The sequence below is a fragment of the Sphingomonas sp. PL-96 genome (genome assembly GCF_020707215.1).
Classification (GTDB): domain Bacteria; phylum Pseudomonadota; class Alphaproteobacteria; order Sphingomonadales; family Sphingomonadaceae; genus Sphingomonas.
In genome coordinates, this window is sequence record NZ_JAJFET010000001.1 from 417,830 (window position 1) to 438,529 (window position 20,700).

Here is a 20,700-nt window from a genome sequence, read left to right on the forward strand (position 1 = left end):
CCTTCTCCCCGAACCTAGAACTGGCGGATCTTGATCGAGCGGAAGTCCACCCGATCGCCATGGTCCTGCAACAGGATCGGGCTCTGCGCCCAAGTGCCAAAGCCCTGTTCTTTCGCGAACTTGCTCTGCGCCACGGCCTGCTGGAACTCGGGCGATCCCCGCTCGAACTCGACCATCTTGAAGCCGTTCAACCAATGTTCGACATGGTTGCCGCGCACCACGACGACGGCGCGGTTCCATTCGCCCGGCGGGTTGATGCGCTTGCCCGGGTTCGGCGGGTCGAGCAGGTTCTGCGGGGCGATCACGTCGTAAAGGGCCGCAAGCGTCCGATTGCCGTCGCGGCCGAGCTTCGCATCCGGATGGCGCGCATCGTCGAGCAGCTGATATTCGAGGCCGATCGAGCCGGTGCCCGGCGCGACGCGATATTTGATGCCGCTGTTGGCTCCGGGAGTGAGCCGATAGTCGACCGACAGCTCGAAGTCGCGGAACGCGGTTTCGGTGGCGATGTCCCCGCCACCACCCATGACCGACAGCGCGCCGTCGGCCATGGTCCAGCCCGTTGCCGGGAAAGCGTCGCCCTTGGCGCTGCGCCAGTTCTTGGGGCTCTGGCCGTCCCACAGCAGGGTCCAGCCGGCCTTGCGCTCGCCCGGGCTCAGCTGGTTGGCGAGCCAGCCCTGCTGCTCGAGCGGGGTTTCGGGCAGGACGTAGCGTGCAGGCGTCTGGGTGATCACGCGGACGTTTCGGAACCGCACCTCCGGCCCCTTGCGGGCTTGATCCTCCGGAATGGCATGCACCTGAAAGGCGATGAAGCCCCGTGCGTCGGCGTCGTCGACCACATCGGCCGCGGGAACGCCGTTGATCCAGGTGCGTAAGCGGTTTCCGACCGCCTCGATGCGATAGTGGTTCCAGTCGCCCGAGCGGAAAGCGCCGCGCGCGGGCTCGTTGCGGCCCAGCGTGTACAGCCAGAGGCGGCGCTGCTCGTCATACAGGCCCGCGCTCCACCGCCGCGCGGACGGGTCGATCTCCGCCTGGTAGCCGTGCACGACGCCGTCGCGATAGTCCGGCCGGCTTTGCCCGCGCACCATCACGCCCGAATTTAGCAGGGGGTCCGTCCTGGCGTCGAACTCCATGATATAGTCGCCATAGCTGGCGTCCGAGACGAGCCAGCTGTTGGTCTTGCCCGGTGCCGCACGGCCGATCAGTTCACCGCCGGTCACCGTATAGGTCGCCTTGCCGCCGGTGCTGTGCCAGCCCTGAAGCCCGGCGCGCGGCGTGATGTCCTGCCAGGGAACGGCGGTTTCGGCCTGAAGCGCGGGCGGAGGAGGCGCCGCGCCGATCAGCAACGCAGCCGTGGCGGCAAGAACAGCCTTGACCAGCTTGCGGCCGGAGGCCCCGTTCGACGCGGCCTGACTTGCGCTCATTCCCGCCATCATCCTCTCCGGACACGTCGATCTCCGCCGCGTGCCTTGTGCCACAGGCGTAAAAGCTTGTCGGGCCTCTTGCAATAGGCTGCCTGACATTTGTCAGGGAACTCCTTTGGGATCGTCGGACCAACGGTTGACGCGAAGCGTTTCTTCCAGAATGGCCGGAATTACGCGGTAGAGGATCGCGTGCGTTGAGGATCGGGAATGACCATGTCGGGCAACACGGGCGGCAAGCTGTATCGCAAGATCGTGCAGGCCATCATCGCAGACATCAGCGCGGGCGTGTTCCCGATCGGATCCCGGCTTCCGCCGGAGCGCGACCTCACCGAACGCTTTGGCGTCAGCCGCCCGACCATCCGCGAGGCGATGATCGCCCTGGAAATGCAGGGGTTGGTCCAGTCGCGCAAAGGTTCGGGCGTGTTCGTCCTCGCTTCGACGACCGATGAAGCGAGCGAGGAATATGACCTGGGTGCGTTCGAGATCATCGAGGCGCGGCGCCTGGTCGAAGGGGAAGTCGCTGCGGTGGCGGCGACCGAGATCGACGACGCCCAGCTGGCGCAGCTTCGTGAGGCGCTGAACGACATGGCGCAGGAAGACGTCGCCGCCGCCGAGGACGCCGATCGGCGGTTCCACATCGGCATCGCGGAGGCGACAGGCAACGCAGTGATCATCTCTGCCGTGACCGATTTCTGGGACCTGCGCTTCCGCTCGCCCCTGGCGCGCGAGGTGCTGCGCAAGGCGGGGAGCCTGGGCACCGTCGAGCGGCTTGAGGAGCATGGTCGCATCCTGACCGCGCTGGAAGCACGCAACCCGGCCGAGGCGCGACTCGCCATGCGCGATCACCTGTCGCGGGTCATCGACCACCTGCTGCACGTGAACGAAACCGAGGCGGTCGAACGCGCCCGCGCGGAGACCGCGCAGCGACGTCGCGCCTTCGCTCGCCGCGCAGTCTGACGCTTGTTGCAGCCGCTTTGATGGCTGAAGCGCTTACAACTACAGGCTAATTACCTAGACACCGAACAGATTGACTGCGGCTGTAGTGCCGGACCACCCGCGATCTATTGTCTTACAGCTTCCGCAGTGTTACCCGACAGCAAGATAGATGCCGTGCAACGGCACATCACTGCCAAAGGCGTCCAGCAAGGATGCCGGGCACATCGGGAGAGGCGGCGTGAGGTTCATTCGCGGCAACAGATATCCTTGGCTCCTCTCGACCAGTCTCCTCGTTCCGCTTGCGACAGCAGGCGTGGAGGCGCGGGCACAGGCCGGTGACACCGCCTCCGCAGGGCAGGGGACGAACGCGGCGGGCACGCCCGAGGCAACCCAGGTGGACGAAACCGGGGCCCCCGCGCAGGTTCCCCAGCCGCGCACCGAAGACTCGCAGGCGACCGAGATCGTCGTCACCGGCTTCCGCGCCTCCCTGACCAGTGCGCTCAACGCCAAGCGCAATGAGACCGCGGCAATCGACAGCATCGTTGCCGAGGACATCGGCAAGTTCCCGGATTCCAACCTGGCCGAATCCATGCAGCGCATCCCCGGTGTGGCCCTGTCGCGGGGCGACGGCGGCGAAGGGCGCAACATCTCGGTTCGTGGCCTGGGCGCACAGTTCACCCGCGTGCGCATCAACGGCATGGAAGGCGTATCCCAGGTCAGCGGCAGCGACATCCGCGGCGGCGTAGCGTCCGGGCGCTCCTTCGACTTCGTGACCTTTCCGACCGAGATCTTTTCCGCCCTGTCGGTGCGCAAGACGCTGTCTGCCGACGTCGAGGAGGGGTCGCTGGGGGCGACGGTGGACCTGCGCGCACCCAAGCCGTTCGATCAACGCGGCGACGACCTCGTCGTCACCGGCACGGCGCGCGGCATCTACAACGATATTCGCAAAAAAGCCGATCCGCGCCTGTCGGCGCTGGTGTCGAAAAAGTTCGGAGACACGTTCGGCGTCCTCGGCAGCATCGCCTATTCCAAGCGCAACATCGAGGAATATGCCTATTCCGCGGTCGATGTGGTGCCGACCACGGTCTATGGGCAGGCGCAACCCGCGGGCACGCCCAACGCTGGTGTGATCTTCCCCTTCTGCACGCCGATCGGCTACTCCTTCAACGGTTCGCCAGCGACAAGCCCGATACCCGGCTATACCCAGCCGAACGGCGTCGCGATCGGTGCCGACGCCGCCAACTGCAGCACCGGCAATCCCCGCACCGGTACGATCGAGGCGTATGACTATATCATGAGCCGGACCGGGGTGAACGGCCGTCCGGGTGGCGGCGTCTATCTGCCGCGGCTGCCGCGGCCGGTGAAGAGCAGCCAGCAGCAGGAACGCATCGCCGGGACGCTGACGCTGCAATGGAAGCCGAGCGACCGGACCGACATCTCGGTCGACGGTCTCTACTCGCGTTTCAAGGTGGATCGTCTTGACACCTATTTCGATGCGCGATCGTTCGGCCGCGCCATCTCCAACAACGGCCAGCCGCTGACCTCCGTTCGCGAGATCGAGGTCGACGACAATGGCTCCCTGATCCACGGCCTGTTCGATGGCGTCGACTTGCGCTCCGAGATGCAGGACGAGCACTTCACCTCCACCTTCCGGCAGGTGAACCTCAACATCGATCATCGGTTCTCGGACAGTTTCCGCATCTACGGCCTGGCCGGCATCAACGAGTCGCTGCTGGATGTCGATCGGCTTCAGGTCGCCATCGACTCGAACGACACGCGCGACTTCTCGATCGACTTCCGGGACAATCCCGACATCCCGAAGATCACCTACGGCATCGACACGACCAATCCAGCGCTGTTCCAATATGGCCCGCCGCTCGCGAACGGCGACCAGCGCGGGCAATTGTCGAACTTCATCCGGCGCAACCGTATCGTCAGCAAGACCTTCGAGCTGAATGGCGAATGGGAGGCGGCGCCAAACTTCACGGTGCAGGTCGGCGGGCAGTATCGCACCAACCGCTATACGGCGCGCGAGCGGCAGCTCGGCACCACGACGCCGCTGGCGTTACCGGCCGGTGTCTCCGTTGCCGACTTCGCCTTTGTGACGAGCGGCGTCGGCAAGAATCTCGACGGCCAGCTGCAGGATTTCGTCTCCATCGATCCCGACAGGTTCCGGGAGGCGGTCGGCCTGGACGACTATGTCTACTGCAACCTGGAATGTGCCCGCGGCACCTATGGCGGGGTGAACGAGAAGTACAAATCCGCCTATCTCATGTTCAAGTTCAACACCGAGGACAGCCTGCCCTTCGCAATCCGCGGGGACGCGGGCGTGCGCTATGTGCACACCGACCTCGATACCTATGGCCCGATCACGACCGCGAACCCGGCCGGCTCGCTCTACGCGTCGCGCTTCGAGATCACGGATGTTCGGCGCAGCTATGAAGACTGGCTGCCGGCGCTGAACGTGGCGGTGGATATCACGCCCGAACTGATCGCGCGCTTTTCAGCCGCGCGAGTCATGTCGCGGCCGTCCTATGGCCAGTTGATCCCCGCGGGGTCTGCCAACCTCGTCATCCAGACGGCTTCGTTCAGCAATCCGTTCCTGGAGCCGATCCGCGCCAACACCTTTGACGCGTCGCTGGAATGGTATTTCGCACCGGGCTCGCTGATCTCGGTCGCCTATTTCTTCAAGGACATCGAGACCTACATCCAGACGACCAGCCAGCAGGTCGCGTTCCAGGACATCGGCCTGCCGCTTTCACTGCTGACCGGGACCCAGCTGCGCCCAACGGACCTGTTCACCGTTCAGCGCAGCAACAACACGCCGGGCGGCCCGCTTCGCGGCTTCGAACTGAACGTGCAAATGCCGTTCCGCTTCCTGCCCGGCGCGCTCAGCAACTTCGGTGCGCTTGCCAACTTCACCCGGGTGCGGTCGAACATCGACTATATCATCTCTCCCGAGCTCTCGCGCACGGCGCCGCTCGTCGGCCTGTCGCCGGAGACGGCAAGCGGAACGCTGTATTATGAGGACAAGAAGTTCAGCATCCGCTCGACCGTGAACTATCGTTCGTCGTTCCTGACGGCCGTGCCGAGCGGGTCCGTCGATGCGGATTCGACCGCGAACGCCAGCTCGATCTTCGTGGACGCGTCCGCCTCCTACAACATCAACGACACCATCAAGCTGATCGCGGAGGTGTCCAACATCACCAACGAGACGAATCGGCTCACCGTCGACACTGCTCGCAAGGATCCGCTGTACACCGCCTATTTCGGGCGCACCTTCGCCCTGGCCGTCAACGTCCAGTTCTGAGCCCTCGCGCTTGCTGGGGGATCAGAGCCGTTCGCGCAGCCCTCCGACCAGTTGCCGCGCCGTGTCGGCGACGACCTGGGCTGCGCCGCGGTCGCCCTTGGCCATCGACGACAGGAACGCCTTCGCCTGCTCCAGCGTGACGTGCGGGGGCAGGGGTGCGACATTGGCGTCCGTCTTCACCTCAAGCACGACCGGCCGTCCGGCGGAGATCGCGCGATCCCAGGCGGGCCCTAGATCGTCGGGATTGTCGACAAAGATGCCGGTCAGTCCCAGCATCTCGGCAAAACGCGCATAGGGCACGTCGGGCAGCGACTGGGTCGTGGGAAAGCGGGGATTGCCCTCCATGACCCGCTGTTCCCAGGTCACCTCGTTCAGGTCCTCGTTGTTGAAGACGCAGACGACGAGGCGCGGATCGGCCCATTGCTGCCAGTATTTCTGGATGGTGATGAGCTCGGCCATGTTGTTCATCTGCATCGCGCCATCGCCGACCAGGGCAACGACCGGCCGGGTCGGGTGCGCGAACTTGGCGGCGATCGCATAGGGAACGGCGGCGCCCATCGAGGCGAGGCCGCCCGACAGGGAGCCGCGCTGGCCGCGCTTCACCTGCCAGTCGCGGGCGTACCAGTTCGCGCAGGACCCGGAATCGGACGTGACGATCGCATCGTCCGGAAGCCGCGGCGACATCTCGTACACGACGCGTTGCGGATTGACGGGGGAGGCGTCGGCCATGGCCCGCCCCTTGAGCGTTTCGCGCCATTCCTCCATCCCGGCGACCAGCTCCTGCTGCCACGCCCGATCCTGCTGGCGCTGGAGCATCGGCAGCAGTGCCCGCAGGGTCTCCCCCGCGTCGCCGTGCAGGTTCACTTCGACCGGATAGCGCAGGCCCAGCATCTCCGGCGCGATGTCGATCTGGACGGCACGGGCCTGCCCGTCGACGGGAAGGAACTCGGCCCAGGGGAAGCCGGTGCCGATCATCAGCAGCGTGTCGCAGCCTTCCATCATGTCGGACGAGGGCTTGCTCCCGAGCAGGCCGATCGCGCCGGTGACGAAGGGCAGGTCGTCGGGGAGCACGTCCTTGCCGAGGAGCGCCTTGGCGACACCCGCCCCCAGCCGCTCGGCGACCGCCACGACCTCGTCCGCCGCGTCCCGCGCGCCTGCGCCGATGATGATGGCGACCTTGCGTCCGGCGTTCAGCACCTCGGCGGCACGGCGCAGGTCCGTGTCGTGCGGCACGATCCGCGGTGCGGTATAGCCGGGACCCGAACGCGTGAAGCCATGGGCGCGCTTGGGTTCCTCCCAGGGCTCGTCCTGCACATCCTTGGGCAGGATCAGCACCGTCACGCCGTTGCGCGCCTTGGCCACTCGCAAGCCGCGATCGACAAGGTGGCGCAGCTGCGCCGGTGCCGTCGCTTCCTGCACGAAGTCGGCGACGTCGGCAAAGATGCGGTCGAGGTTGAGCTCCTGCTGATAGCTTGCGCCTCGCACCGTCGCTTCCGCCTGGCCGGCGATGGCGAGCACGGGGACATGGTCGCTCTTTGCATCGTACAGTCCGGTAATGAGGTGGGTCGCGCCCGGCCCGCCGGTCGACAGGCACACACCCAGCTCGCCCGTGAACTTCGCGTGCGCCGTGGCCATGAAGGCGGCCATCTCCTCGTGCCGAACCTGGATGAACTCGATACCTCGGTCGGTCCCCTCGACGCGCTGAAGCGCACCCAGCACGCCGTTGATGCCATCGCCCGGATAGCCGTAGATCCGCGTCACGCCCCAGGCTTTCAGGCGTTCGACGAAGAAGTCACTGGTGCGCTGGGACATCGGAAATCCTGCTGTCAGTCGTTTGGCATCACCAACGTCCCGAGCCGGTCAGACGCTCCACCGGACGCAGACTTCCTTGCCCGAGAGGCGGTCGCTGGGGCTGGTCGTCGCCGATGCGCTGGACGCGGTGGCGCCGATCCACCTGTCTTCCAGCAGCTTCGGCGAACGGCGCCTCTACAGCCTGGCGCCGCGTACCATCAGCCTGCGCACCGCCACGACCTGGTGATCCGCCGTCGCCACGCCCGCTCGGCGTTGCGGTCCGGCCGGGGTTTGGCCGGCCGCTGAACCAAAGAAAAGGGCGCCCGTCTCGCGACGCGCGCCCTCTCCATCCGCTGCCGCCGTGCAGCAGCGGCCTGTCGGTCCGGCTTAGATGCCGTTCGACAGGTTCGTGTCGGGGTCGTTGGTGCGCATGTCGTCCGCCTGCAGGTCACCGGCGTTGCGCGTGGCGTCCGCCTGATTCTCCAGGCTCTGCTCGGTCGCGGTGGTGCCCGCATCGTCCGCGGCGTCCTCGAGATTGTCCGCAGCCGCTTCCGCATTCGCCTCGATGTTGTCGGCAGCCTGCTCGCGCGGGCTGTTGTTGCAGGCGGCGAGCGTGGTCAGTGCGGCGGCGACGCCGAGCGTAAAAAGCTTCTTCATAATGTGTATCACCCCTTTGTGGTTCGCTTGTGCGAAGGCTGGGACGAACAACCTCCCGCATCGCACTTGGTTCCGGCTGCGCAACTTTCCTCATGGTCGTCAAGCCCGGGAAAGAAGCACGGCAACGATCGTTCAGAGCGACGGTGACATAAAGGACCTGCGGCATGAGCTTTTCCGAACAGGTGGCATTGGTGACGGGTGCGGGCTCCGGGATCGGCAAGGCGACTGCGCTGCGCCTCGCCGCAGAAGGCTGTGCCGTGGGAGTCCTGACCCACACGCCGGAGGACGCCGAGCAGGTCGTGCGCGAAATCGAGGCGCAGGGCGGGCGGGCGTTGGCGCTCGTCGCTGATGTATCGAACGCGGAACAGGTCGAGCAGGCGGTCGGAGAGCTGGCGGGCAACTTTGGCCGGATCGACCATGTGTTCGCCAACGCCGGCATCAACGGCGTGTGGTCGCCGATCGACGAGCTCACCCCGGACGAGTGGGACCGCACGGTCAACACCAATTTGCGCGGTACCTATCTGACGCTGCACCATGCGGTCCCGCATCTGAAGCGCGCAGGCGGTGGCGCGATCGTCATCACGGCTTCGGTGAACGGTACCCGCATCTTTTCCAACGCCGGCGCCACGGCCTATAGCTGCACCAAGGCCGCCCAGGTCGCGATGACCAAGATGCTGGCGCTCGAACTCGCCAAGTTCCGCATCCGGGTGAACGTGGTCTGCCCCGGCAAGATCGAGACCAACATCGAGGACAGCACCACCCACCGCGATCCCGAGATTGCAGGCGAGCCGGTGGAATATCCCGAAGGCAAGATCCCGCTCACCGACGGCGAGCCCGGCACCGCCGATGGCGTGGCCGACCTGGTGCTCTTCCTGCTCTCCGATCGCGCACGGCACATCACCGGGACGCCGGTCTGGATCGACGGCGCCGAGTCGCTGCTTGTCGGCTAGGGCGCAGCGGATGGACGATCTGCCGGGCCGCTGGCTGGTCGAGCTGTTCCTGCCGACCGCCTCGAACGACGGTGCGCCCTTCGAACGCGCGATGTTCGACCGGGTGCGCGACGAGCTTGTGGACGCATTCGGCGGTGTCACGCTGTTCCGGCGCAATCCCGCCGAAGGGCTTTGGACGGACGGCGATGCCACTGCGCGGGACCAGGTGATCACCGCCGAGGTGATGGCCGACACCATCGATCGCGACTGGTGGGATGGCTATCGCCGTGCCCTGGAAGGCCGCTTCGCGCAGGAGGAGATCCTGATCCGCTGCACCCGCATATGGACGCTGTAGGCGCGACGTCGCGGATCGGGACCGCCGGCTGGTCGATCCCGCGCGACGTCGCGGGCGAAGTGCCGGGGGAGGGCACACATCTTCAGCGCTATGCCCGGCGGTTCGACGCAGCGGAGATCAACAGCAGCTTCCATCGCCCCCACCGGCCGACGACCTATGCGCGCTGGGCGGCAAGCGTGCCGCCGCACTTCCGCTTCTCGGTCAAGCTGCCCAAGACGATCACGCACCAGCACAAACTGATCGGCTATGGCGACCTGCTGATGCGCTTCGCCGAGGAGGTCGCCGGTTTGGGCGAAACGCGCGGTCCGACCCTGGTACAGCTGCCGCCGAGCCTCACCTTCGACGCGGACATGGCGGCGCGTGCCTTTTGCGACATCGCGCAGCGGCTTGGTCCGTCGATCGTCTGCGAGCTCCGGCACATCAGCTGGTTCGAGAACGACGCCGAGGCGCTGCTCGCCGAGCATCAGGTTGCGCGGGTCGCGGCCGATCCCGCGATCGATCCTCGCGCCGCCGTGCCCGGTGGCTGGCCGGGGCTGGCCTATTTCCGGCTGCACGGGTCGCCGGTGATCTACCGCTCGTCCTACGACGCCGATGCGCTCGCCCGCCAGCAGGATGCCCTCGCAGTCGCGCGCGCTCGCGGTGTCGAATGCTGGACGATCTTCGACAACACCGCGTCCGGTGCGGCGCTGGCGAACGCGCTCGAACTGGCCGGGCAACTGGACGCTGCCGCGCGATAACGGACGATGGCAGCAACCATCTGGTATTCCTGACGTTTCAGTCGCTCCCCATCCGCCAGGCCGTTCCGGCCGGCGGCAGCTTTCCTCTCAGATACGAGCGTGCATGCGGATCCTTGTTGCCGAAAGCGAACCGCCCGAAGCTCGCGAAAAGCGCCGCAAAAGCGTCGGCCGCAGCTCCGGCGAAACCTTTCTCAAGCGTTTGCGCGAACTGGCCCCGGACGCGACTTGCGACCGGGTGAAGCCGGCCGATCGCGACAGCCGCGTCCCGGATGCAGCCGGGCTGGAGGGCTATGACGCGGTGTTCCTGACCGGCTCGCCGCTGCATCTCTATGAGGAAACGCCGGAAACCCGGCGCGAAGTGGCGTTCATGCAGGCGGTGTTCCGCTCCGGCACGCCGTCCTTCGGTTCGTGCGCCGGGCTTCAGGTGGCGGTAGTCGCCGCCGGCGGAAGCGTGCGGGCGATGCACGAGCGCCGCGAAGCCGGGTTCGCCCGCCGCATCGCGCGCCAGGCGGCGGGGGAGGGCCACCCCCTGCTCGATGGTCGTCCGCCCGTGTTCGACGCGCCGGCTGTTCACACCGACGAGGTGGCGACGCTTCCACAGGGCGCCCGGCTGCTGGCGTCAAACTCGGTGACTCAGGTCCAGGCCGCCGAGATCCGCCATGACCAGGGCATCTTCTGGGGCGTGCAATATCACCCGGAAATTTCGCTGCGCGAAGTAGCCGCCGCGCTCCGCCGCCAGGCCGAAGACCTGATCGAGCACGGCCTCGCCCGCGACGAACTGGACGTGGCGACTCACGCCGCCGTCGTGGAGGCTCTGCACCAGGAACCGGAGCGGCCCGACCTGGCCTGGCGGCTCGGCCTCAACGAGCAGGTGACAGACCCGATGCAGCGCATGACGGAGCTGCGCAACTTCCTCACGCATCTGGTGTTGCCCACATGCTCGGCACGCGGCCGGGCCTAGCTTGCCACATGGCCGTCCGGCCCTCTTGCACAAGGATCGCGTGACCATGGGTATCCGAGCCATCTTCTTCGACGTCGACGGCACGCTGGTCGACAGCAACGACCTGCACGTGCTCGCCTGGGAGCACGCCTTTGCCAGCATCGGCGCGCGCTTCGATCGCGCGACCATCCACAGCCAGATCGGCAAGGGTACCGACATGCTGGTCCCGACCCTGATCCCCGATGCCGACGCCGACGCCGAACTGATGGAACGGCTGGGCGAAGCGCATGGCGCGCTGTTCAAGGGCGAGCTTCTCCAGCAGGTCAAGCCGTTCCCGGGCGCGCATGATCTGCTCGCCCGAGTGCACGCCGCGGGGCAGACGGTGGTGCTCGCTTCCTCCGCATCGGCCGCAGAGGTCGATCATTATCTCGACATGCTCGACGCGCGCGAGCTGGTGGATGCGACCACCAGCTCGGACGATGTGGAACACACCAAGCCTGCGCCCGACGTGTTCCGGGCTGCGTTGAAGAAGGTGGCGCCGCTCACGCCCGACGAAGTGCTGGTGGTCGGCGACAGCCCCTTTGATGTCGAGGCTGCGGCGGCATGCGGGATTGCGGCGGTGGCGCTTCGCTCCGGCAAGTTCCCCGACGCGGTGCTCCTCGATGCCGGCGCCGTTGCGCTCTACGACGACGCCGCAGCGCTGCTTGCGGACTATGACCGCTCACCTCTGGGAGGCTGACGATGGCTGCACGCTCCGATGGCGACGATGCGCAGGCGAAGGCGGCGCATGAGGACGAGCCGGTCGAAGGCCTGTCCGAAACCGAAGAGGATACCGTAGACGACCTTCGGCCGGGCTCGGCCAAGGTGGTGCATGAGGTCATCCGCCTCCAGGGGGATGAGGAGCTTGGCCGACCGCTTGCGTCGCTGCTGTTTTCCGGCTTTGCCGCGGGCGTTGCGATCAGCGCCTCAGTTCTCGCCGAGGCATTTCTGCACGCCCGTCTGCCGGACGCACCCTGGGCCGAACTCGTGTCTTCGCTCGGCTATTCGGTCGGGTTCGTCATCGTCATCCTGGGCAATCTGCAGCTGTTCACCGAAAACACGGTGACGGCCGTACTGCCGCTTGCGACCCACCCGACGGCGCGCAACTTCGGACGATTGCTCCGCTTGTGGGCTGCGGTGTTCCTGGCGAACCTGGCGGGCACGCTGTTCGTGGCCTTTCTGGTCTGGGGCCAGATCATCGTCGGACCGGAGCAGCACTCGGCCGTGCTGGAAGTCTCCCGCGCGGTGCTCAAACATGATCCGCTGACCACACTGATGCTGGGCATGCCTGCCGGGTTCCTGGTCGCGTCCATCGCCTGGATCCTCCCGAATGCGAAAGGGAGCGAGTTCTGGGTGATCGTGATGATCACCTATGTCATCGCGCTCGGCGGGTTCAGCCATGTCGTTGCCGGATCGGGAGAGGCCTGGCTGCTCTGGCTGCAAGGCGAGACCGGCCTGTCCACGGCCCTCGGCGGGCTGATCCTGCCGTCGCTGGCGGGTAACATCATCGGCGGGACCGGCCTGTTCGCCGTGCTCGCCCATGGCCAGGTGGCCGGCGAGATCGATCCCGAAGGCGACGCCTGATCCGCGTTGCCGCAACGGCTGGAACCTGCCGGCTGCGCGGGCGTCTGCAGGGGATGCAAACTGCGTCCAAGCAAATGGGGTGGATCGGCGTCGCTGCGCTCGCGTCGCTGCCTCCGGCGCCGGCACTTGCCTGCACCCTGTGTCATTCGCCCCAGGCGGTATCGGTACGCGAACGCCTGCTGAGCCCGGACCTGTGGTGGAATGCCTGCGCGGTCGTGCTGCCGCTCTTGTTCCTGCTCGCCCTCGTCGCACTCGTCCTGCGGGAGCCTGGTGAAAGGTCGCAGCCATGATCGCGAACCGTCGTCCGCTGCTCGCCGCCGGCCTGGCGCTCGGCATGGGCATGGGGGGCTTTGTGGACGGGATCCTGTTCCACCAGATCCTGCAGTTCCACAACATGCTGTCGGCGCGTGTTCCCAACACCGATTACATCGGCGCCAAGGTCAACATGGTCTGGGACGGCGTCTTTCACGCGGGGGTCTGGACGATCACGGCGATCGGCATCGCGTTGCTCTGGCGGGCTGCCCGGCGGCCCGGCGCCGACCTGTCGGGGCGCCTGCTGGTGGGGGGGCTGCTGATCGGCTGGGGCCTCTTCAACCTCGTCGAAGGGGTGATCGATCACCACCTGCTGCAACTCCACCACGTCTATGAACCGGCGGGCCTGTCGGTGTGGGACGGCCTGTTCCTGCTATGGGGAGCAGCGATGCTCGGCGGCGGCGGGTGGCTGTGCCGGCGGCCCAAAGGTAACTCAGGTTAGCGGATTATCAGGGCCGGTAACGCAACGCTTCGGCATTGGCGGCGTTGCCACCGGGAACGATCGAAACCGCTGGCATTTTCGGTGCCTGGCGCAGCGAGGAGCTTGACGATGCTGGCGATGAACTACCGCGGCCCCTATCGAGTCCGCGCCGATGAAAAGCCGATGCCGGTGATCCTCCACCCCGAGGACGCGATTGTTCGGGTGACGCGCTCGTGCATCTGCGGCTCCGACCTGCATCTCTATCATGGCATGGTGCCGGACACGCGCGTCGGCATGACCTTTGGCCACGAATTCTGCGGCGTCGTCGAGCAGGTGGGACCCGAAGTCCGCAACCTGAAGGTGGGCGACCATGTGCTGGTCCCCTTCAACATTGCCTGCGGCAAGTGCCATTTCTGCCAGCAGGGGCTGTTCGGCAACTGCCACGAATCCAATGCCCAGGCGACGGCGGTCGGCGGCATCTATGGCTATTCGCATACCGCCGGCGGCTATGACGGTGGTCAGGCGCAATATGTCCGCGTGCCCTATGCCGATGTCGGCCCGACGGTGATCCCGGACTGGATGGACCCGGACGATGCGGTGCTCCTGACCGACGTGGTGCCGACCGGCTATCAGGCCGCCGAGATGGGCGGCATCCAGCGCGGCGATACCGTCGTCGTGTTCGGCGCCGGTCCGGTGGGGCTGATGGCCGCCAAGTCCGCCTGGCTGTTCGGCGCCGGACGCGTGATCGTCATCGACTGCCAGGAGTATCGGCTGGAGTTTGCGCAGCGGTTCGCCAATGCCGAAGTCTATAATTTCCGCGAGATCGACGATGTGGTCGTCTTCCTCAAGAAGCAGACGGATTCGCTCGGCGCCGATGTCTGCATCGACGCGGTGGGCGGCGATGCGTCGGGCAACGCGCCGCAATGGCTGCTCGGCACCAAGCTCAAGCTGGAGGCCGGCAACGCCATCGCGCTGCACTGGGCGATCAACTCGGTGAAGAAGGGCGGCATCGTCTCGATCGTCGGCGTCTATGGCCCGACCGGCAACATCGTCCCGATCGGCAACGTCGTGAACAAGGGCATCACCATCCGCGCCAACCAGGCGTCGGTGAAGCGGCTGCTCCCGCGCCTGATCGAACACATAAAGGAAGGGCGGATCAATCCCAAGGAGATGATCACCCACCGCGTGCCGCTCGAGGATGTGGCAGACGCCTACCACATCTTCTCGGCCAAGCTGGACGGCTGCATCAAGCCCGTCCTGATCCCCAACAAAGCCTGAAGGAGCGCATCATGACCAAGGCGCTTGTCGATACGGCCACGATCCCGGGCTGGGGCGTGGATGCCGATCCCGAGAACGACCCGACCTATCCGATCCGTCACATCGAGAACCAGACGCGCGGCCTCACCTGGAACCGCCCGGCGCAGCAGCACCCCGATGTCGAGGTGCTGCAATCGATCGAGCACAACCGGCTGCCCGCGGTGGTCGGCACCTCTACGCCGCCTTCGGGCTTGAGCGGCATGATCCGCCGCGTCGCGTTTCGCCGCAGCGAATCCGACTGGTGGCACTGGCTGCTGCTGATGGGTGCGGACCGGCTGAACGTGGTCGAGGGGGTCGTTAGCGACCTTAGCCGCGGCAAGGTCCCGAACATCCCGGCCGAAATGGGCATGCGGTCCGAACTGCGCCACAATCGCGCAGGGGTCGCCAAGAAGGCGGCGGTGATCGCGGTGCTGGGCGCTGCGGTGTTCGCCTGGTCCCGCCGGTCGCGCCGATCCGAGCCGGAGCATGCACTGCCGCCCGGCACCGCCAGCGGCCTGGCCTTTCATGAAGCAGTTGCGGAGCGCGCACTATGAACGACGATCGCAAGGCGACGCTGGTCCGGATGATCCTGCCGGACCACACCTGTCCCTTTGGCGTCCGCGCCAAGGAGCTGCTGGAAGCCAGTGGGTACGACGTCGAGGATCGCATCCTGCGCTCCCGCGAGGAAGTCGAGGACTACAAGGAGGAGCAGGGCGTCGACACCACGCCGCAGGTGTTCATCGGTGGCGAGTGGATCGGCGGCAGCGACGACCTGGAACGCTATCTTGCCAGTCGCTGACCTGACCGGAGCACCCGCCGACCTGAAGGTCGTGCTGGTGCTGGGCGGTGGCAATGCGCTGGGCGCCTATCACGCTGGGCTATATGAGGCGCTGCACGAGGCGGAGGTGGAGCCCGACTGGATCGTCGGCACCTCGATCGGTGCCATCACCGGTGCGATCATCGCGGGCAACCGCCGGGAGGATCGGCTGGATCGGCTCCGCCAGTTCTGGCGTCCCGCCGACGGGCAGGGCGGCTGGCCGATGCCCTGGGATGTGCTGCCGGAGGGGTGGCGCCGGACCGGTGCCGTGGTCGAAACGCTGCTCGGCGGCCGGCCCGGCCTGTTCGGTCCGCTGGGTTCGTTCGGCACCTGGTGGGCGCACGATCCGGTCGCGGGCTCGCCAGCAGCCTATGATACTCTCGCCCTTCGCGGGACCTTGTGCGAGCTCGTCGACTTCGACCTGCTCAACCGCGGTGGCATGCGCTTCACGGCAGTCGCCGTCGACATCGAGAGCGGCGACGAAGTGCTGATGGACACGGCACGGCAGGAACTGGCCGTCGACCAGGTGCGTGCGAGCGCCGCGCTGCTCACCGCCTATCCCGCGGTGGAGGTCGACGGGCGGCTGCTCGGCGACGGCGGCCTGGCCATGAACCTCCCCCTCGACCCGGTGATGGCGGACGCAGATCGTGCGCCGACGCTGTGCATCGCGTCCGACCTGTTGCCGCTCATGTCCGACCGACCGAAAACGCTGGGTGAGGTGGCCGGGCGCATGCAGGATCTGGCGTTCGCCATCCAGTCGCGGCGCAGCCTGTCGCGCTGGCGAAAGGCGTTGGAGGTGCCCCCCTCCAACCCTCAGGCATCGCCTTCGGTGACGCTTGTCACCACCGCCTACTCCGATCAGCAGCAGGAGGTGGCCGGCAAGGCGATGGACTTCTCGCCGGCCTCGGTGCTGCAACGCTGGAACAGCGGCCGCGAGGATGGGCGGGCGCTGGTCCGTCGTCTGAAGGGAGGGGAGGTTCCCACCGGAAGCCCCGGCCTCACGGTCTATTCGGACCCTCGTTCTCCTTCGAACAGGGTAGGGTAGTTCAACTCAGGCCCCAGGCGCATCCTGGTTGTACTTCCCGCCTTCTTGTCGGTACGTTGCATCGAACAGGTCGGGAGGCGGTGGCACTCATGCGGTCCAGCAGCGCGCTCAGATGGTCGGGAGGCGCGTTGTCGCTCGCCCTGCTTGCCACCGGCTCCGCCGCCTTCGCCCAGGACGCCGAGGAGGACCGGACCCGCAGCAGGACCAGGATCGCGCTCGGGCCGCAACTCGTTCCCAGCTTCCCGGGCTCCGACTCGATGCGCCTGCGCCCCCTGATCGACATCGCGCGGACCCGCGGGAACGAGCCCTTTCCCTTCGAGGCTCCGGACGAAGCCGCTGGGCCGATCCTGTGGCGCAGCAACGGCTGGCAGCTGGGGCCTGCGCTTGGCGTGGAGGGCAAGCGGTCGCGCAAGGACACGGACGGGCTGCTGCCGAAGGTCGGCTTCACGGTCGAGCTTGGCGGCTTCGTCCAGTATCAGCTCGCGCCCTCCCTGCGCCTTCGCACCGAAGTCCGTCAGGGGATCGGCGGCCACAAGGGTCTGATCGGAACCGTCAGCGCGGACTATGTGGCGCGCGATCGCGACCAATGGCTCTTTTCGATTGGTCCCCGGGTGACCCTGACCAATGATCGCTATCACCGCGCCTACTTCGGGGTGGACCCGGCCAGCGCCGCCGCCAGCGGCCTGTCGGCCTACAAGGCCGATGGCGGGTTGCAGGCGGTGGGGGCAGGCACAGGCTTCCTCTATCAGCTCACGCCGCGGTGGGGCCTCTACAGCTATGCCAAATATGATCGGCTGGTGGCGGATGCCGGTCGATCGCCAGTCGTTCGGGCCTTTGGCTCGCGCAATCAGCTGTCGGGCGGCGTCGCCCTCAGCTTCACCTTCCGGTGAGTGGCGGGCCGGTGAAGCCCGGATCCGCGGGTCCCGGCATGGGACGGCCACCGTCACAGTTCGTTCACAATAGCCTGTCAGGGCGCATCCGGATTGGCTTGCGCCCGGACCCGCACGGATTGTAACGGGCGCGGCCCGCCCAGGAGTGTCTCATTCGCCAGATTGCCGCCTTGCCGTACCGCACCGAGGGCTCTGCCATCGATGCGCCGCTGCGCGTGCTGCTGGTGACCTCGCGCGAGAGCAAGCGCTGGGTGATCCCCAAGGGGAATCTGGACAAGGGCGCGACCCCGCACGGCGGGGCTGCGATCGAGGCGGAGGAGGAGGCCGGCGTGCGCGGCCTCGTCTGCCCGACCTCGCTTGGGTCCTATCGCTATCGCAAGCGGCGGCGCAACGGCGCCTCGCTGATGATCGACGTGGATGTGTTCCCGTTGGCCGTGAGCCAGGAACTCGACACGTGGAAGGAGCAGTCGCAGCGCGAGCGTCGCTGGTTCAGCCTGGCCGAGGCAGCTGCCGCGGTTGAGGAGCCCGACCTTGGAGAGCTGATCCGCTCCTTCGCCCCGTCGAAAATGAAAGCAGCAATGCGGCGCACCGACCTGTTCAGCGCGGTGGCCGGCAAGTCTAAGGTGAATCAGATGTTCGGATGGTTTCAACGGCTGCTTCCGAAGACCGGGAATTTCTTCGAGATGTTCGAGGCGCATGCCGTGACGATCACGGCGGGCGCGGACGCGCTGGCGCGGCTGCTGCAGGACGGCAACCGCGACCATATCCAGGAGGTGATCGAGCGCGAGCACGACGCCGACGACATCATTCGCGAGGTGCTGCGCACCGTCCGTGAAACCTTCCTGACCCCGTTCGACCGCGGTGCGATCATCAGCCTGATCGGCTCGATGGACGATGCGATCGACGAGATGCAGGCGGCGGTCCAGGCGATCGACCTCTACGAAGTCACGCACTTCGAGCAGGAGATGAAGGACATGGCGGCGATCATCGTCGACGCGTCCCGCATTACGGCAGAGGCCATGCCGCTGCTCCGCGACCTGGGTGCGAATGGGGGCCGTCTGCACGAGCTTACCGAGCGACTGGTGCGCATGGAGAGCCATGCCGACGAGATCCACGCCGCCGGCCTCAAGCGCGCCTTCAAGGACGTCGGGCCGCAGGATGCGCTGCGCTTTTCCGTCCAGCGCGAGATCTATAAGCATCTGGAACGCATCGTCGACGCGTTCGAAGATGTCGCCAACGAGATCGACGGCATCGTCGTCGATCACGCCTGATCCGCCGCTGCCATGCACGAACTCGCCTTTCCGCTGCTCGTCGGCCTGATCCTGGTCGCGCTTGCGTTCGACTTTCTGAACGGCCTGCATGATGCGGCGAACTCGATCGCGACCGTGGTCGCGACGCGGCTGCTGAAGCCGGTCCATGCGGTCGCCTTTGCCGCGGTGTTCAACTTTGCGGCCTATTTTCTGACCATCGCCTTTCCGGCGCTGCACAAAGTCGCCGACACCATCGGCCAAGGGCTGATCGACAAGGACCTGATCACGCCGGCGGTGGTGTTCGGCGCCCTGGTCGGTGCAATGTTCTGGAACGTCGTCACCTGGCTGAAGGGCTTGCCGTCCTCATCCAGCCATGCGCTGGTCGGCGGCATGATCGGTTCGGGCGTCGCCCATGCCGGGATGACCGGCATCCAGTGGACCGGCCTCAACAAGACGCTGATCGCCATCGTCCTGTCGCCGACCATCGGCATGATCCTGGCGATGCTGGTCATGCTGGTGACCAGCTGGCTGTTCTCGCGCGCCAGCTCGCGCCGGGCAGAGCGATCCTTCCGGGCGCTGCATCTCGTCTCGTCCGGCGCCTATTCGCTCAGCCACGGCCTGAACGACGCGCAGAAGACGATGGGCATCATCACGGTGCTGCTCTACTCGACCGGCTATCTGCAGGGCGAGTTCGAGGTGCCGCACTGGGTGGCGATCAGCTGCTACATCGCGATCGCGCTCGGCACGCTGACCGGCGGCTGGAAGATCATCGAGACGATGGGCTCGCGCATCACCAAGCTGTCGCAGCACCAGGGTTTCAGCGCCTCGCTCGCGGGCTCGATCGTCCTGTTCTCTGCCTCGCTGCTCGGCATTCCGGTGTCCACGACCCACACCATCACCGGTGCGGTCATCGGCGCCGGCACCGCCCGTCGCGCCTCGGCGGTCCGCTGGGGCGTGGCGAGCAGCGTGGTTGTCGCCTGGATCATCACCATTCCCGCCTCGGCGGCAGTGGGCGCGCTCTTCTACCTCCTGACGCGGCTGTTCTGACAAGCAGCCGCGCTCAGCGCGGCAGGCGCGCGTCGAGCGCCTCCGCAATCCCGGTCATCCCCGCCAGATTGGGATGATAGGGTGCAGCACCCTTGGCGACGGAAAAGCCGTTCGCCCAGGGCTCTGCCGCACAGGGGTCATGCTTGCGGGACAGGACGGAGGCGCGGATCAGGTCCGCGCCTGCCCGAGCTGCGGCAGCCGCAGTCTCCGCTTCCAACCGCTGCGCCATCGCCCGCAGGGTTGCCGCTTGCTCCGCCGAGACGGGCGTCGCGGGGCAGGGCAAGCCGGCCGGAAGCAGGCTCATGTAATCGACGAACACCAGCCGCGCATTCGGGGCGCGGCGCCGGACCTCTGCTGCGATCCGGTCGAAGCTGCCGGCGAGCCGCTTCCACGCGTCTTGCGTAGCGGGCTGGACGGTACCGCCAGAGGACGCGTTCATCAGGTTGCCGACATAGTTCACATCGTTGCCGCCGATCGTCACCGTGACCAGGGCCGTGTCGGCGGTGACCGCGTCAAGCTGCGGCGCAAGCTCGTTCCAGGGGCCGAGCAGATGCGCAGTGGTCGCGCCCGAGCAGGTGACATCGGTCAGCGTCAGCCCCCGCTTGCGGGCAAGCTGGTGGGCGTAATTGTCGCGGGACCGCCCACAGCGCGTAGCGGGTGCATCGGCTGGCGTCGTAACTCCGGGACCTGCCGCAAAGGAACTGCCCATCGCGACATAGCCTGCCGCCGGCGGCAGCGGCGTGGTGACCGGGCCATGCGTGCAGGCGCCAAGTGCCAGCGTCGTGGCGGCAAGCGCCGATCGCCGGAGGATCGTGTGGCTCATCGTCTCTCCCTCTCCAGCGCCAGCGTAACGGCTGCCGAACCATCCGCAACATCGCCCGGAACCGGATCGCGCCCTTGACGTTCATGATACAAAATATCAT

Annotated in this window: 22 protein-coding genes; 18 read left to right on the forward strand and 4 right to left on the reverse strand. The window is 66.6% G+C overall.

All coding sequences use genetic code 11. The features are described from left to right. Positions 1-14 precede the first annotated feature (14 nt). On the reverse strand, positions 15-1,421 hold the full coding sequence (locus tag LK533_RS01995) for a 3-keto-disaccharide hydrolase (protein ID WP_229361079.1): 1,407 nt from the start codon (positions 1,419-1,421) through the stop codon (positions 15-17). A gap of 207 nt (positions 1,422-1,628) precedes the next feature. On the opposite strand from LK533_RS01995, the gene LK533_RS02000 reads away from it, so the two are divergent. Next, positions 1,629-2,378 (forward strand): FadR/GntR family transcriptional regulator, encoded by a 750-nt coding sequence (locus LK533_RS02000; protein ID WP_229361080.1) that lies wholly within the window; start codon positions 1,629-1,631, stop codon positions 2,376-2,378. A gap of 292 nt (positions 2,379-2,670) precedes the next feature. Further along, entirely contained in the window at positions 2,671-5,667 is a 2,997-nt protein-coding gene (locus tag LK533_RS02005) for a TonB-dependent receptor (RefSeq protein WP_229361081.1), read from the forward strand. A gap of 21 nt (positions 5,668-5,688) precedes the next feature. Here the strand turns inward: LK533_RS02005 and LK533_RS02010 are convergent, their stop codons facing one another. Beyond that, positions 5,689-7,479, reverse strand: coding sequence for a thiamine pyrophosphate-requiring protein (locus tag LK533_RS02010; RefSeq protein WP_229361082.1), 1,791 nt, complete (start codon positions 7,477-7,479; stop codon positions 5,689-5,691). Positions 7,480-7,555: 76 nt separating this feature from the next. On the opposite strand from LK533_RS02010, the gene LK533_RS02015 reads away from it, so the two are divergent. Next, a complete protein-coding gene (locus LK533_RS02015) occupies positions 7,556-7,705 on the forward strand; it encodes a hypothetical protein (protein ID WP_229361083.1) in 150 nt (49 codons plus the stop codon). Between the two features lie 140 nt (positions 7,706-7,845). Here the strand turns inward: LK533_RS02015 and LK533_RS02020 are convergent, their stop codons facing one another. Continuing rightward, positions 7,846-8,115 carry a hypothetical protein gene (locus tag LK533_RS02020; RefSeq protein ID WP_229361084.1) on the reverse strand — a complete coding sequence of 90 codons (270 nt, stop codon included), beginning with the start codon at positions 8,113-8,115 and terminating at the stop codon, positions 7,846-7,848. A 164-nt stretch (positions 8,116-8,279) separates the two neighbouring features. Here LK533_RS02020 and LK533_RS02025 point away from each other — a divergent pair, with 164 nt between their 5' ends. The 15 genes from LK533_RS02025 to LK533_RS02095 all read left to right on the forward strand — a co-directional run bounded on the left by LK533_RS02025 (position 8,280) and on the right by LK533_RS02095 (position 19,777). Beyond that, positions 8,280-9,065, forward strand: coding sequence for an SDR family oxidoreductase (locus tag LK533_RS02025; RefSeq protein WP_229361085.1), 786 nt, complete (start codon positions 8,280-8,282; stop codon positions 9,063-9,065). Between the two features lie 10 nt (positions 9,066-9,075). Continuing rightward, positions 9,076-9,399, forward strand: a complete 324-nt coding sequence (locus tag LK533_RS02030; protein WP_229361086.1) for a hypothetical protein — start codon at positions 9,076-9,078, stop codon at positions 9,397-9,399. Next, positions 9,387-10,136 (forward strand): DUF72 domain-containing protein, encoded by a 750-nt coding sequence (locus LK533_RS02035; RefSeq protein ID WP_229361087.1) that lies wholly within the window; start codon positions 9,387-9,389, stop codon positions 10,134-10,136. Before LK533_RS02030 ends, LK533_RS02035 begins: the two co-directional genes overlap by 13 nt. Before the next feature lie 103 nt (positions 10,137-10,239). Beyond that, positions 10,240-11,097, forward strand: coding sequence for a type 1 glutamine amidotransferase (locus LK533_RS02040; RefSeq protein WP_229361088.1), 858 nt, complete (start codon positions 10,240-10,242; stop codon positions 11,095-11,097). 46 nt (positions 11,098-11,143) lie between these two features. After that, on the forward strand, positions 11,144-11,815 hold the full coding sequence (locus LK533_RS02045; RefSeq protein ID WP_229361089.1) for an HAD family hydrolase: 672 nt from the start codon (positions 11,144-11,146) through the stop codon (positions 11,813-11,815). 2 nt (positions 11,816-11,817) lie between these two features. Next, entirely contained in the window at positions 11,818-12,699 is an 882-nt protein-coding gene (locus tag LK533_RS02050; protein WP_229361090.1) for a formate/nitrite transporter family protein, read from the forward strand. Between the two features lie 53 nt (positions 12,700-12,752). Beyond that, positions 12,753-12,989, forward strand: coding sequence for a hypothetical protein (locus LK533_RS02055; RefSeq protein ID WP_229361091.1), 237 nt, complete (start codon positions 12,753-12,755; stop codon positions 12,987-12,989). Beyond that, positions 12,986-13,453: a DUF2243 domain-containing protein gene (locus tag LK533_RS02060; RefSeq protein ID WP_229361092.1), complete on the forward strand. Its 468-nt coding sequence runs from the start codon at positions 12,986-12,988 to the stop codon at positions 13,451-13,453. The genes LK533_RS02055 and LK533_RS02060 overlap by 4 nt, the downstream gene beginning before the upstream one ends. A gap of 108 nt (positions 13,454-13,561) precedes the next feature. Continuing rightward, positions 13,562-14,710, forward strand: coding sequence for a zinc-dependent alcohol dehydrogenase (locus LK533_RS02065; protein WP_229361093.1), 1,149 nt, complete (start codon positions 13,562-13,564; stop codon positions 14,708-14,710). 11 nt (positions 14,711-14,721) lie between these two features. Beyond that, entirely contained in the window at positions 14,722-15,282 is a 561-nt protein-coding gene (locus tag LK533_RS02070; protein ID WP_229361094.1) for a hypothetical protein, read from the forward strand. Next, positions 15,279-15,527 carry a glutaredoxin domain-containing protein gene (locus LK533_RS02075; RefSeq protein WP_229361095.1) on the forward strand — a complete coding sequence of 83 codons (249 nt, stop codon included), beginning with the start codon at positions 15,279-15,281 and terminating at the stop codon, positions 15,525-15,527. Before LK533_RS02070 ends, LK533_RS02075 begins: the two co-directional genes overlap by 4 nt. Then, on the forward strand, positions 15,514-16,590 hold the full coding sequence (locus LK533_RS02080; protein WP_229361096.1) for a patatin-like phospholipase family protein: 1,077 nt from the start codon (positions 15,514-15,516) through the stop codon (positions 16,588-16,590). The genes LK533_RS02075 and LK533_RS02080 overlap by 14 nt, the downstream gene beginning before the upstream one ends. A gap of 128 nt (positions 16,591-16,718) precedes the next feature. Beyond that, complete coding sequence (locus tag LK533_RS02085; RefSeq protein ID WP_229361097.1) at positions 16,719-17,480, forward strand: MipA/OmpV family protein; 762 nt, start codon at positions 16,719-16,721, stop codon at positions 17,478-17,480. A gap of 170 nt (positions 17,481-17,650) precedes the next feature. Next, positions 17,651-18,751, forward strand: coding sequence for a DUF47 family protein (locus tag LK533_RS02090; protein ID WP_229361098.1), 1,101 nt, complete (start codon positions 17,651-17,653; stop codon positions 18,749-18,751). Positions 18,752-18,763: 12 nt separating this feature from the next. Beyond that, positions 18,764-19,777 carry an inorganic phosphate transporter gene (locus tag LK533_RS02095; RefSeq protein WP_229361099.1) on the forward strand — a complete coding sequence of 338 codons (1,014 nt, stop codon included), beginning with the start codon at positions 18,764-18,766 and terminating at the stop codon, positions 19,775-19,777. A gap of 13 nt (positions 19,778-19,790) precedes the next feature. Here LK533_RS02095 and LK533_RS02100 read toward each other — a convergent pair whose 3' ends face one another. Continuing rightward, entirely contained in the window at positions 19,791-20,600 is an 810-nt protein-coding gene (locus tag LK533_RS02100) for an SGNH/GDSL hydrolase family protein (protein ID WP_229361100.1), read from the reverse strand. Between the last annotated feature and the right edge of the window lie 100 nt (positions 20,601-20,700).

What these genes read in the sequence shown, in the direction of transcription:
- LK533_RS02075 (WP_229361095.1), top strand. Translation starts at nt 15,279, where the DNA reads ATGAACGACGATCGCAAGGCGACGCTGGTCCGGATGATCCTGCCGGAC.
- LK533_RS02020 (WP_229361084.1), bottom strand. Translation starts at nt 8,115, where the DNA reads ATGAAGAAGCTTTTTACGCTCGGCGTCGCCGCCGCACTGACCACGCTC.
- LK533_RS02030 (WP_229361086.1), top strand. Translation starts at nt 9,076, where the DNA reads ATGGACGATCTGCCGGGCCGCTGGCTGGTCGAGCTGTTCCTGCCGACC.
- LK533_RS02055 (WP_229361091.1), top strand. Translation starts at nt 12,753, where the DNA reads ATGCAAACTGCGTCCAAGCAAATGGGGTGGATCGGCGTCGCTGCGCTC.
- LK533_RS02010 (WP_229361082.1), bottom strand. Translation starts at nt 7,479, where the DNA reads ATGTCCCAGCGCACCAGTGACTTCTTCGTCGAACGCCTGAAAGCCTGG.
- LK533_RS02045 (WP_229361089.1), top strand. Translation starts at nt 11,144, where the DNA reads ATGGGTATCCGAGCCATCTTCTTCGACGTCGACGGCACGCTGGTCGAC.
- LK533_RS02000 (WP_229361080.1), top strand. Translation starts at nt 1,629, where the DNA reads ATGACCATGTCGGGCAACACGGGCGGCAAGCTGTATCGCAAGATCGTG.
- LK533_RS02040 (WP_229361088.1), top strand. Translation starts at nt 10,240, where the DNA reads ATGCGGATCCTTGTTGCCGAAAGCGAACCGCCCGAAGCTCGCGAAAAG.
- LK533_RS02025 (WP_229361085.1), top strand. Translation starts at nt 8,280, where the DNA reads ATGAGCTTTTCCGAACAGGTGGCATTGGTGACGGGTGCGGGCTCCGGG.
- LK533_RS02100 (WP_229361100.1), bottom strand. Translation starts at nt 20,600, where the DNA reads ATGAGCCACACGATCCTCCGGCGATCGGCGCTTGCCGCCACGACGCTG.
- LK533_RS01995 (WP_229361079.1), bottom strand. Translation starts at nt 1,421, where the DNA reads ATGAGCGCAAGTCAGGCCGCGTCGAACGGGGCCTCCGGCCGCAAGCTG.
- LK533_RS02070 (WP_229361094.1), top strand. Translation starts at nt 14,722, where the DNA reads ATGACCAAGGCGCTTGTCGATACGGCCACGATCCCGGGCTGGGGCGTG.
- LK533_RS02060 (WP_229361092.1), top strand. Translation starts at nt 12,986, where the DNA reads ATGATCGCGAACCGTCGTCCGCTGCTCGCCGCCGGCCTGGCGCTCGGC.
- LK533_RS02050 (WP_229361090.1), top strand. Translation starts at nt 11,818, where the DNA reads ATGGCTGCACGCTCCGATGGCGACGATGCGCAGGCGAAGGCGGCGCAT.
- LK533_RS02065 (WP_229361093.1), top strand. Translation starts at nt 13,562, where the DNA reads ATGCTGGCGATGAACTACCGCGGCCCCTATCGAGTCCGCGCCGATGAA.
- LK533_RS02035 (WP_229361087.1), top strand. Translation starts at nt 9,387, where the DNA reads ATGGACGCTGTAGGCGCGACGTCGCGGATCGGGACCGCCGGCTGGTCG.
- LK533_RS02095 (WP_229361099.1), top strand. Translation starts at nt 18,764, where the DNA reads ATGCACGAACTCGCCTTTCCGCTGCTCGTCGGCCTGATCCTGGTCGCG.